The organism is Flavobacterium luteolum (assembly GCF_027111275.1).
GTDB classification, from domain to species: Bacteria; Bacteroidota; Bacteroidia; order Flavobacteriales; family Flavobacteriaceae; genus Flavobacterium; species Flavobacterium luteolum.
Genome location: NZ_CP114286.1, coordinates 1,563,439 through 1,576,352 on the forward strand (window position 1 = coordinate 1,563,439; position 12,914 = coordinate 1,576,352).

Below are 12,914 nucleotides of genomic sequence, written 5' to 3' on the forward strand. Positions count from 1 at the left end.
TTATCTAAAATTCAACCATAAAAAAGCCTCTGGTTTTAACCAGAGGCTATGTTTTATTGAGCTTTAATTTAAATGAACTTATATTCCTTATATGGTTCAAAAATTACAATTCTGAGATTTGAAAGTTCAAGGCTTTTAAATCATTCCAAAAATCTGGATATGATTTAGAAACTACTTCGGCATCATCAATAATAATTGGAACTTTTATTGCCAAAGGCGCAAAAGCCATTGCCATACGGTGATCATTATAAGTTGCAATGTGAATATCGTGTTTTATATTATCAGACTTTACTAAAGTTAAACTGTCATTAGTAACAGAAATATTTGCTCCTAATTTAGTCAGTTCTATTTTCAAAGCTTCTAGTCGGTCTGTTTCTTTAATTTTTAAAGTGTGAAGACCTGTTAAATGGCATCCAATTCCTAAACCTAAACAAGTTACTACGATTGTCTGAGCAATATCTGGCGTATTGTTTAATTCAAAATTTACATCTTGATAATTAAATCCTTCCACTTTCTCTAAAGTCATTTTATTGTTTTGGAAAGTCGTTTTCACACCCATTTTTTCGTAAAGAGAAACTAATTCTGAATCTCCTTGAAGGCTGTTTTCTTTATAACTGCTTAATGTGATTTTTGCAGCATCAGATAAAGCTACAAGACTAAAGAAGTAAGAAGCCGAACTCCAGTCAGATTCTACAACCATTTCTTTTGATTCAACAGTTTCTTTTGGATAAACTTTGATTACGTTTCCTTCAAAACTTGTTTTAATATCTAAATCATTAAGAAGAGCCAAAGTCATTTTGATATACGGAATCGAAGTAATTTCTCCTTCTAAGGTCAGTTCTAAACCGTTGTCTAATTTTGAAGCCACTAATAAAAGTGCCGAAATATATTGGCTGCTCACATTTGCTGCCAAGTTTACTTTTGAAGCCGTAACTTTTTTCCCTTTAATTCGAATTGGCGGGTATCCTTCTTCTTTTTCATAAGAAATCTCAACTCCTAATTGTCTTAAAGTATCAACTAAAATTTTGATTGGACGCTCCTGCATTCTGCTTGAGCCTGTCAAGACAACTTCTCTTCCTTCGTTAACCGAAAAATAAGCAGTAAGAAAACGCATTGCTGTTCCCGCGTGGTGAATGTCTACAATTTCGTCATTTCCTGCTAAAGCTTTCTGCATTACTTCGCTGTCGTCTGAATTTGAAGTATTGGCTAAAGTAATATTTGGAAATAATGCTTTTAATAACAATAAACGGTTCGTTTCACTTTTAGAACCTGTGATATTTAGTTGCGAATCATCAATGGTGAATGGTGAATTCGTCGTTAATTTTAAATTCATGATATTAGTTATGAGTTGCAAATTATGAGTAACATAATCCAAGCGCGCAATTTACCACTCCTCGCTCGTAAATCAAAATTCACACTGAAATTTCACAATTATTTCAATTTATCGTTGTTTTTGTGACGATCTTTATCTCTAACCGATTTTAAGTCCATTTTTTTATCAAAAGCCGCTTGTAAATCTATTCCTGTCTGATTTGCCAAACACAGCACAACAAAAACAACATCTGCTAATTCTTCTCCTAAATCTTTGTTTTTGTCGCTTTCTTTTTCAGATTGTTCGCCATAGCGGCGTGCAATAATTCTGGCAACCTCTCCAACTTCTTCGGTTAGCTGTGCCATATTGGTCAACTCGTTAAAGTAACGAACGCCGTGTTCTTTTATCCAAGTATCAACATCTAGCTGTGCATTTTTCAAATCCATCTTCTATATTTTTTTAAGAATTATTTTTTCATTTTGGCTTACGATCATTTTCTGAAAAAACTCTTTTATCATTCCGTACTCCTCAGCTGCAAAAATACTATTGTTGATTTCTTTTTGACTTACAATTTGAATTTTGTTTTCAGTAACTGAAAAATTTAAGATAAAAGACATCTGTTTGTCTTCTGAAGTTATCTTTACTGGTTTTGGTATAGATTCTACAACATATCCTTCTGGAATCTGAATACTAAAATTATACTTTTCCATGTTTTTATATCCGAAATAAACAGGCATTTGTCTTCTTTCCTGATTGAAAGGGTTTTTGCTTCGGGTAAAAAACAACAATGGATTGACAAAAATCTTTCCCTGAATAATATCTGAACGACTGCCCGAAGAAAAAGAAAAAGTTTCAATAACAGACTGATCTAAATTTGATTTCTGATTTTCTATTTTATAATTTGAAATATTCAAACCTCCTAAATTATTTTCAAATTTTTCAAGATAAGCGTCTTCCGTTTTGGCTTTGTTTTCTTCTCTGAAACTGTATGCATCATATTCTGTTCGCTGCACTCTACCTTGACCATTCATTTTTCCGTCAGGGTCAATTTTGACTATAAGGCTGTAAATTTCTTTCGACTGTATTGCTGGATCCAATTCAATTTCTTGAGAATTTCCATCTTTCATAATTAATCTTCCCTTCCAATTTAAAACATTTAATGGTAAAATGTTAGGAGCTGTAAGCTTTCGAGATGCATCTAAAAGAATTCTTTTACCGTCAATTTCGGCTGCTGCTATAACGTAATTGAATCCTGTTCTTGTAGGATAAACTGGAAGTCCATTTTGGATTGTACTTACTAAAACCGGATTCGCTTCTATACCAGCCGCGCGAAGCATATTTATCAGAATAAAATTGATTTCTGCAACATTTCCTGTTTGTTCTTTATAAGCTTTTGCGACGCCTTTTTCTGTATAACAACTATTAATTTCATTCCAATTCATTCGATTTTTAACGTAAGTAAAAATCAGATTTAATCTTTCATTTTTATCTTCTACATTAGACAATAATTTATTCAGATCATCTGTAAATAATGTAATTTCATTAAGCTGCTTACCAAAACTTTCGTCTTTAAAAATAGTTTTGGCGACACCTTCCCAAGTTAAACTGTAATCTTTTACAGGCTGATCAGGAAGACGAACCCTTTCAAGCTCTTGCTGAATGCTTCCGCGATAATTTTCGAGATTATTAATATATGGTTCTTCTTTTAATGCTGGAACATCTTTTCCTGTATAAAAAGTTTCAATTTGTTTATAGCTAAATGAGTTTGTCTGATTATAAGCGTTATCAAAATTCTGACTGGCATTTGTAAATTTAGATTCCGTTTCAAGCGGAATTCCTCCGATCAAAAGCGGTTTATAGATATAAAACTCTGGAATCTGTGTTTTATAATAAAAATAGTTAACTGGAATATCAAACTGAATATCGAAATCTGGAAATTTTATAAGGTTTTCAGATCTTAAAACATATTTGTATTCAATAATAGAACCCTCTTTCACATTTGGCAGAGTGATCGTTTTTTCTTTCCAATACTTATTAATCTTAGTTTTAAATTCTCCCTGATTATTTAGTTTTGTTTTTACAATATTTCCGTTCTCTAAATTATAGGTCATTGCTTCCGAAAATTCTAAACGATCCTCGTTTAACTTTTCATAACCAATATAAAAACGCACTTTCTGATCGGCCCAACTTAAACCTTCTTTCTTATAAATTTTAATTTTTACCTCGCAGACATGATTGGCATAAAATCCAACATCTTTGTTGTAGCCAAAATAAGTCCTTCCTTTTTTAAACAAGATAGCAGCGGGTGCGCTGCTATCTTTAGGATGGACTTTCTCATTTAATTCTGCAATCGTTACTTTGCCCAATTCATAATTTTGAGCTTGAATGGTAATTGTACTCCAAAAAAAGGCGATAAAAATTAGGAGAAATTTTGGCATAATATTTTAGATACGTTTTAAAACTATTTTTTCAGTCTGTTTTGCAATCATTTCTTTATAGTAATCTTTAAGAACCCCATATTGTTCTCTGGATACTATAGGAGAATTAATTTGGTTTGATACTAATAACTGCAGCATATTATCCTTAACCGCAATATTATATCTAAAAACTCCAAGACCTTCCTCCATTGACAATACGCCTGCAAGAGGAACTGTTTCTAAAGCAAATCCCTCGGGAATTCTTATACTAATAGTGTATTTTTCTACAAAAGGGAATCCAAAATCTACAGGATATTCTCTTGTTTCCTGTTTAAAAGGGTTTTCTGTATTAGTAAAAAAAAGCATTGGTTTAATGTATATTTTATCTCCAATTAACTCACACAAATTGGTACTCGCAAATGAAAAGCTTTCTACAGCGGGCAATAAGATATCTTTTTGATTTAAACGACTGTATTCGGTTATTTCGATTTTACCGTATTTGTTTTCAAGATCGTCGATATAAACATCTTCTTTAACGTTTTCAAAATTATTTCTAGACTCCATTCCTTTGTGTTCGGTATACTGACGTCTTACTTTTCCATTTATTCTATCTCCAGATTCAATTGTATAATCGATCGAAATATTATCTACTGCAAATTTTTTAGGGACTAAGTCAATGCTTTCTGAGGTTCCATTTTTACGAATTAATCTTCCTAACCAATTTAAATCTCTCAAAGGAAGTACATTTGGAGCTGAAAACGGATCTGTTGCATCGAGTAATATCATTTCACCTCCTGTTTCAACAGCTGCAATTACATAATTAAAAGCAGTCAAATTAGGGAAAAAAGCAATTCCGTTGGAACGCGTACTAATCAAAACAGGATTTGCGGTAAGTCCCGCACTTCTAAGCATTGCTGTGAGCATCAAATTAACATCTGCGCAATTTCCTATTTTTTCTTTGTATGCTTTTCGGACACCTTTTTCGCATGAATATCCCGTATGATTATTCCATTTTACGTTTGATTTCACATGCTCTAAAATCGCTGCAATTTTGGCTGTAACGGTAGTCTTACCTTCCAATACTATTTTAAGATCATCTTCAAAATACCCTGATTTGTTTAATTCCTGCCCAAAAGAATCGAAATCATAAATGGTTTTAGCAACACTTGTCCAATCTGATGAAAATGTTTTAGACAACTGTCCAGGAACAGCAATCCTTTCTAACTCAAAAGAAATCCCTGTTCTATAGTTGTCAATATTATTTACATAAGCTTCTTCTCTTATTGCTGGGAGATTTTGAAAAACATAGCTTGTTTCTGTAGCGACATAATTATACGTATTGGCAATTTTTGAATTTATTTTAGGAGGAAAAAAACCTTTAAGATTTCTTTTAAATACAAAGGCATCTGGGAAAATTGTTTTAAATTCAGAATAATTAACAGGAATGTTTTCTTGAAAATTGAAATTATAAGTACTTAAAAATCCTCCTTCTTCTGTGTACTGATATTCAATAATAGAACCTTCTTTTACTTCTGGAAAAGCTATTTTTTTAATCCAGTAATTATTATTCGTTTTTTCAACAAATTCGTTTTCAGGCTTTAACTTTGTCTTTACAATCTTTCCGTCTACTAAATTGTATGTAAATGCACTGACAATATTTACATAATTTGTTTTTCCAGCTGCGAAATAAATCTGGATATTTGACAGATTATATCCTTCGCCCTTATAAATTTTAATTTTTTTTGCGGTAGTCTTTTGAGAATTTCCATTCATATGAAGATCTATTGTAACATTGCTATACAAAACAGCAGCAACAGAAGCAGAATCTTTAGGATATTTTTTTTCTTCCAGCTGTGCTATTGTAACATTTCCCAAAGAGTTATTTTGTGCATTGCCTTTCAGAAATGCACAAAACAAAAGAATCGAAATCAAGAGCCTCACCATAATCTAAATACGTTTTAAAACGATTTTTTCTGTTTCTTTGGCTATCATTGTTTTATAATATTCCTTTAGCATTTCGTACTTTTCGGCAGAAACAATAGCCTCATTTATCTGATGTAAGATAGCCAATTGTAAAGTATCTCCATTGGCTATAATATTAAATTTAAAAGCCCCAAGATTATCTTCCATAGATACAACAGCTGGAGCTGGCAATGTTTCTACTGCAAAACCTTCTGGGATTTTAATCGTAATATTATACTTATCTGCAAAAGGATAGCTAAAATCAACTGGATATTCTCGCGTTTCTTGTTTAAAAGGGTTTTTATCGTTGGTAAAAAACAACATCGGACTTACATATATTTTATCGCCAATTAGTTCGCATAAATTATTTCCTTTAAAAGAATAAGTTTCTATTATAGGAAGAAGTATATCTTTTTCATTAGTTCTAGAGTAGTCACTAATTTCTATTTTATTATTTTGGTTTTCTAGCTTCTCTAAATATTCTTCTTCTTTTAAACTTTCAATATTACTTCGGGTAATCATTGCATTATAATCCATGGATTGTCTTCTTGTTTTCCCTGTAATCATTCCAGTATTATCGATACTATAAGTTAGAAAAACATTATCAGCTGATGTCTTTTCTGGCATTAAATTAATTTCTTCTGATGAGCCGTCTTTTCTAATCAATCTTCCTGACCAATTTAAAACTCTTAGCGGTAAAATATTTGGAACCGAAAATTTTTCTGACGCATCTAGTAAAATATATCCATTTGGTGTTTCAACCGCAGCAATTACATAATTGAATGCTGTTCTATTAGGAAACAAAGCAATACCATTTGATCGCGTACTTACTAAAACTGGATTGGCAGTTAAACCCGAATAACGAAGCATTGCCGTTAACATTAAGTTTATATCTGCAATATTACCTGTTCTTTCTTTGTATGCTTTCTTAACTCCATTATCACAGCCATAACCAACATAACTATTCCATTTTACGTTTGATTTTACATGATTTAATATCACTGCAATTTTTTCCTCAGGGGTGCTAATTCCTGTAAGTATTTTTTTTAAATCCTCTTCAAAATAACCCGTTTTATTTAATTCAGGACCAAAATCTTCATATTCATAAATCGTTTTTACGACAGAATTCCAATCTGTCGAATATTCTTTCATTGGACTATTCGGGAAATGTGTTAATGACAGTTCATGCTGAATACTAGAAGTATAATTATCGATATTATTTACAAAACTTTCTTCTTTTAAAGCAGGAAAGTCTTGAGCCACGTAGGTAATCTCTGTTTCTAAATAGTCTATTTTATCAGAATAGAATTCCGTTTGAGATACACGCCCTCCACTTCTTTCTTTTCCGTTGATTGTTATTGATCTCGAGTTTTTTAATGTTGTTGCTTTTGGAAATATATAGCCTTTCTGTCTAGGTTTAAAGACATAATATTCTGGATAAGCCACTTTTAACTCTGAATAATTTACAGGAATTGAGGTCTGAAAATCCCAATCACGAATAATACCGGCATTTGGACATTTGATCGTATAGCGAAATTCTATTACCGAGCCTTCCTTTACATTTGGCATTGCGATTTTCTTTTGCCCTCTGTATTTAGAAATAACTTCATCAAAAGTTCCGTCGCTTTTTAATTTAGTTTTTTCAATTTTGCCATTAACTAAATTATAAGTTACTGCATCTGCAAAAAATACGCGTTCTTTTAAGTTATTCGTATTATAGTACCAAACTTGCTGATTAGCCCATTCGTAACCTTCTTTTTTATAAATTTTAATACGCGTTTCTACATCGGTCATCATGTAAAAACCATCATTTTGATCATACTCCATTCTAGAAACACCTTTTTTATAAAGGATTGCCGCTACAGCCGAAGTATCTTTTGGATGTACTTTCTGTTCAAGTTCTGCAACAGACACTTTTCCGAGTTTAAATTCTTGCGAAATTATTTTTGGACCAAGTAATAAAATCGCACAAAGGCTAAATAGTTTAATAATTTTCATTGGTAATTTTTGGTTGGTTTTGGTTTAAAATAGTTAGTTCTTGGTTAATATAATCTTAGCATTATCGTTTCTAGAAACTTGTTCCATAAACAAACGGTATTCATCATATTCTTTATTTGAATATTTTCCTTTGTTAAGGAACATAGATCTTTTATACATTAATTTGTTATTGTCTTTTTTAATGATTTCGGTCTTGTATTCACCAAATTTTCCTTTTAACTCATAATTGGACGGAAGAAATTCGATGCTGTATCCATCCGGAAGATTAATCTCTATTTCATCAGTATCCAAATAGCCACGCTGAATTTGAAATGGATTTTTACGATTTCGAACCCGTTTTATATTCCCTGTATTCTGATTAAAGGCATCAACTACAAAAATCATTTTATTACCCGTCAGCGTTCCATAATTTGTTGCACTCAACTGAACATCCTCAGTAAAACGAATATTCTCTTTATCGTTGCTAAAAGTAATCTTACCCAATTTCAAGTTATTGATATTCTCCCAATAGTCTTTATAATGCTCCTCTTTTTCATTTGGCTGCATGTTTTCTACTCGAGATTTAAGTGCGTATTGGCTTCCTTGTGATGCTATTTTTAACGTTCCTGAAAAATTCCCAGTTCCATCAATTGTATAAGTTCCTTTACCATCCTGAATGTTTCCTTTATCATCGTAAATTTTGGTACGAACAATTTCTCCTCCTTCTGGTTTTACCACCAAAACATCACGATCGTCTGTAAAAATTCCTTGGTAACCAAAAGGATCATCTTGGCTTGTACATTCTAGCCAGATGTAATTATCTTTATTCGGAATCGCCAGAATCATGTGGTTTCCCTGCATCGAAACAAAATCAGACTGAATATCGGATTTATAGCGATCTCCGTATAAAATAGTGTTATACGAAGGAACGTCTACAGCCTGTAAAAGTGCTTTTGTATAATTAGACAATGCTTTACAATCTCCATATCCTAGACGATCAACATCAGTTGCAAGCATAGGTTTCCAACCACCAATACCAACTGCAATATTTACATATCGGGATTTTTTCTGGACATAATCATAAATGATTTTAGCTTTCTTTACAGGATCTTTTTCATCGCCAACAAGAGCTTTAATTTTTGCTTTGGTTTCTTCAGTTAAAACTGTAGTTCCAGTTAAGATCTTATCACCATACCATTTGCCAAATGCTTCCCAAGTAGTAGCATTTCCATCAACTCCTTCCAAGTGGAAGTTTTCTAATCCCATCATAACTTTAGGAAAAAGATCTGACGGAGAGGGACTAAGATCTTCTTGTTTTTGAGCAACAATGTTTGTTGCTAAATAACTTAAATTGGTGTCGGTATCAGCTGTTTTTTTTATGTTGAAATTATCAAATCGGAACTCTTTTTTCTTAAATCCCAATCCTTTAGGAAAAGTAACATTCAAAATACATTTTTCCACACTTTCATAGTAATTACCGATAAAATACCATTGTGGAATAAATGCTGTATTTGAAGTTTCTGTTTCGCACGTAAAAGCAATTGTAAAAGGATATGAAATCGGAGTATAGTCCAGATAAACTACTCGATTATCAGAAAAAAGAGTGCTTCCGCTTACGGCACTTTGATCTCTAAAATCTTTTCTTTTAATTTTCTTTATCTCATTTCCTAAAGCATCATAAACAATCGCTTCAATATTTTTTATTGATGTTGTTTTATCATAATGACTAAAAGCGTCAATGTCTTTCAGTCCTTTTTCGTTTAAAACAGAAACGACCCTTTGAGTTTTAATGTTCATGCTTCTTTGTGAAGCAATAACAATATCCATCTGGTCTAAACGAAGTACAGCGTTGGCATTTTGCGTTAAACTATCGGGAATAGAAAATATAGGATAAATGCTCTTTTGAGCAGAAGAATTCGCAATATATAAGAAAAAAAATAATGCGCAAAAAAGGTTTTTCATTAGTAGGGATTTTCGTCAAATATATATTATTTTCAGAAATCCTTAACAAATGTTTAATAATATTTTTACTCCCTGTTTTTGCTGTCTATTACAATCGTAACAGGACCGTCATTTAGAAGATTAACTTTCATATCGGCACCAAAAATTCCAGTTTGAACTTTCTTACCAAACTCTTTTTCAATTGCTTGAACAAAGTTTTCATACATTGGAATTGCAAAATCTGGTTTTGCCGCTTTTATATAAGATGGACGATTTCCTTTTTTAGTGGATGCGTGAAGCGTAAATTGACTTACAACGATTATATCTCCGTCAACATCTTGCACCGAGCAGTTCATAACGTCATTTTCGTCTCCAAAAATTCTCATTTTAATGATTTTACCAGCAAGCCAATCAATATCTTCCTGAGTATCGGCTTCTTCTATTCCGACTAAAATTAATAAACCTTTTTGTATATCGGCAACAATTTTAGAATCGACTGTTACTGACGCTTGGGAAACCCTTTGAATTACTACTTTCATAGAAAATTGTGAATTGTAAATGGTAAATTGTGAATTATGTAGTACTTAGCTTTTGCTTAGATGTTATAATAATTGAAGCTAAAATTTTATTTATTTCTATAATGTCAGACTTTATAGATTGAAATTGAATCTCATTTAAGTAATTGGATTGAAAAAGCAATTCCAGCCAATAATCTGTTTCGTTTGCCTCTTTTTGTGCAATTGCAAGTTTATGAATAAAGTCCTTTTTACTTTCCGCCTGCTCAGATTCTCTAATTAATGCGCCTATAGCTGTTCCACTTCGAAGTAATTGTTTACTCAGAACATATTCCTTTTTATCATCTTTTAAAAATTGGAAAAGTTTAATAATTCTAAGTGCAAAATTAAAAGACTTTGTTTTAATTATGTTATCAGCCATAATTCACAATTTACCATTTACAATTCACAATTATTTACGGGTTTCATCACTCGCTGCACGATCTTCACCGTAAGTATCGGTACGATAATGTTCGTCGTCACCTTCAAGGATTTTAAGATAACTATTATAGCGTGACCAAGCAATTTCATCTTTTTCTAAAGCTGCTTTTATGGCACAATGTGGTTCTTCTTTATGCAAACAATTGTTAAACTTGCATTGATCTTTTAATTTGAAAAATTCTGGAAAATAACCGCTGATTTCTGACGGTTCCATATCTACAATTCCAAAACCTTTAATTCCTGGAGTATCAATAATTCGGGCATCAAAAGACAAATCGTACATTTCGGCAAAAGTTGTAGTATGCTGACCTTGTTTGCTTTGTTCTGAAATTACCGAGGTTTTCAAATGAAGACTAGGTTCCATTGCATTTACCAAAGTTGATTTTCCAACACCTGAATGCCCAGAAAACATACTCACTTTTCCAATCATCATTTCTTTTAGCTTATCAACACCTTTATTTTCTGTTGATGAAATTCGGAGACACTTATATCCAATTTCAGTGTAAATATGTTGTAAATAAAGCTGATCGTCTAATGTTTGATCATTTAAAGTATCGATTTTATTAAAAATAAGAATCGCTTCAATTCCGTACGCTTCGGCTGTAACCAAAAAACGGTCGATAAAGCTTGTAGTTGTTGGCGGATTATCAATGGTAACCAATAAAAAAACCTGATCGATATTGGAAGCAATAATATGAATCTGCTTAGATAAATTAACCGATTTACGAACGATATAGTTTTTTCGTTCATGAATATTATGAATCGTTCCAGTAACGGCATCCGAAGTTTCATCTAATTCATAATCAACAATATCGCCTACAGCAATAGGATTGGTACTTTTGATACCTTTTATTCTGAATTTCCCTTTCATACGGCATTCCACAAAATCTCCTTGTTCAGATTTTACGGTATACCAGCTTCCTGTAGATTTGTATACGGTTCCTGTCATTCTTTTATTTTAGATTTCTGATTTTAGATTTTAGATTAAAACCTAAATCTTTTGCAAAGATAAATGAATAATTTAAACCATATAAGTTATATAAGTGAATATAAATAGCCACTTCTTAAAACAGAAAAAATCCCCATCACTTTTTTCAAAGCAACAGGGATTTTTAAAAAACAATCTAATTTTAAATGCGTGATATAATTAAACTCAACAACAAAGCTTTAAAAAAACTTAAATTATCTTATATCACTTATATGGTTTCGAAAAAATTATGCGTTGAAAATTTTCTCTTGGTGACCAATACTTTCTTGGTGGATCGCTTTGAACATTCTCAAAACGAATTCTTCAGTAAGACCTTTTTTCTCACCTTCTAAAATCATTTTCCCTAAGATTTCATTCCAACGGTTGTTTTGAAGGATTGCAACGTTAGCGTCTTTTTTCACCTGACCAATTTCGTCAGCTACTTTCATACGTTTTCCTAACAATTCTAATAAGTTAGCATCCAAAACATCGATGTTAGCTCTTAGTTTTTTCATTTTTTGGCTGTACTCATCTGTAGTATCATCTGTTTTTCTGATAGTCAAATCTTTAATGATTTGTTTCAGAGCCTCAGGAGTTACTTGCTGAGCAGCATCAGACCAAGCATTATCTGGATCGATGTGCGTTTCGATAATCATACCATCGTAGTTCAAATCTAAAGCCTCTTGAGTTACTTCGAAAATCATTTTACGATCTCCCGTAATGTGAGATGGATCGATGATTAATGGTAAATCAGGGAATTTATTTTGTAATTCGATAGCAATCTGCCATTCTGGAATGTTTCTGTATTTTGTTTTTTCGTAAGTAGAGAAACCTCTGTGAATAACACCTAATTTCTCGATACCTGCCATATGTAAACGCTCAACACCACCTAACCATAAAGCTAAATCTGGGTTTACTGGGTTTTTAACCAAAACAATTTTATCAGTTCCTTTTAAAGTATCTGCAATTTCTTGAACTGCAAATGGATTTGCCGTTGTACGCGCACCAACCCATAATACGTCGATATCGTGTTCCAAAGCTAGTTTACAGTGTGCTGCAGTTGCCACTTCAGTACCCATTAATAAACCAGTTTCAGCTTTAGCTTTCTGTAACCATTTTAATCCAATTTCACCAACACCTTCAAATCCTCCTGGACGAGTTCTTGGTTTCCAGATTCCAGCTCTGAATACACTTACTTTTGAATCTTTTAATTCGTGAGCGATTTTCAAAACCTGATCTTCAGTTTCTGCACTACAAGGTCCAGCTATCACAAGTGGGTGATTTAAATTGAAATCTTCTAACCACTTTCTCATTTCTTTTTTATTTTCCATCGTTTTTATAGT

10 protein-coding genes are annotated in these 12,914 nt (G+C 32.3%); all 10 read right to left on the reverse strand.

Annotated features, from left to right (window positions below):
* Positions 1-103: 103 nt before the first annotated feature.
* Positions 104-1,333, reverse strand: a complete 1,230-nt coding sequence (gene aroA, locus OZP10_RS06695; protein ID WP_281634001.1) for a 3-phosphoshikimate 1-carboxyvinyltransferase — start codon at positions 1,331-1,333, stop codon at positions 104-106.
* 98 nt (positions 1,334-1,431) lie between these two features.
* Complete coding sequence (locus tag OZP10_RS06700) at positions 1,432-1,758, reverse strand: nucleotide pyrophosphohydrolase (protein ID WP_012022600.1); 327 nt, start codon at positions 1,756-1,758, stop codon at positions 1,432-1,434.
* A 3-nt stretch (positions 1,759-1,761) separates the two neighbouring features.
* A complete protein-coding gene (locus OZP10_RS06705; protein ID WP_281634002.1) occupies positions 1,762-3,750 on the reverse strand; it encodes a DUF3858 domain-containing protein in 1,989 nt (662 codons plus the stop codon).
* A gap of 6 nt (positions 3,751-3,756) precedes the next feature.
* Entirely contained in the window at positions 3,757-5,604 is a 1,848-nt protein-coding gene (locus OZP10_RS06710; protein WP_281634003.1) for a transglutaminase family protein, read from the reverse strand.
* A gap of 72 nt (positions 5,605-5,676) precedes the next feature.
* The gene (locus OZP10_RS06715) at positions 5,677-7,689 is read right to left on the reverse strand and encodes a DUF3858 domain-containing protein (protein ID WP_281634004.1); all 2,013 of its coding nucleotides are present in this window, start codon (positions 7,687-7,689) and stop codon (positions 5,677-5,679) included.
* Between the two features lie 33 nt (positions 7,690-7,722).
* A complete protein-coding gene (locus OZP10_RS06720) occupies positions 7,723-9,630 on the reverse strand; it encodes a DUF3858 domain-containing protein (RefSeq protein ID WP_281634005.1) in 1,908 nt (635 codons plus the stop codon).
* A 65-nt stretch (positions 9,631-9,695) separates the two neighbouring features.
* Positions 9,696-10,148 carry a D-aminoacyl-tRNA deacylase gene (dtd, locus tag OZP10_RS06725; RefSeq protein ID WP_281634006.1) on the reverse strand — a complete coding sequence of 151 codons (453 nt, stop codon included), beginning with the start codon at positions 10,146-10,148 and terminating at the stop codon, positions 9,696-9,698.
* Between the two features lie 34 nt (positions 10,149-10,182).
* Positions 10,183-10,545, reverse strand: a complete 363-nt coding sequence (locus OZP10_RS06730) for a four helix bundle protein (protein WP_281634007.1) — start codon at positions 10,543-10,545, stop codon at positions 10,183-10,185.
* A 30-nt stretch (positions 10,546-10,575) separates the two neighbouring features.
* Positions 10,576-11,553, reverse strand: coding sequence for a ribosome small subunit-dependent GTPase A (gene rsgA, locus OZP10_RS06735; RefSeq protein ID WP_281634008.1), 978 nt, complete (start codon positions 11,551-11,553; stop codon positions 10,576-10,578).
* Positions 11,554-11,819: 266 nt separating this feature from the next.
* Positions 11,820-12,902 (reverse strand): bifunctional 3-deoxy-7-phosphoheptulonate synthase/chorismate mutase type II, encoded by a 1,083-nt coding sequence (locus tag OZP10_RS06740; protein ID WP_281634009.1) that lies wholly within the window; start codon positions 12,900-12,902, stop codon positions 11,820-11,822.
* Positions 12,903-12,914 lie beyond the last annotated feature (12 nt).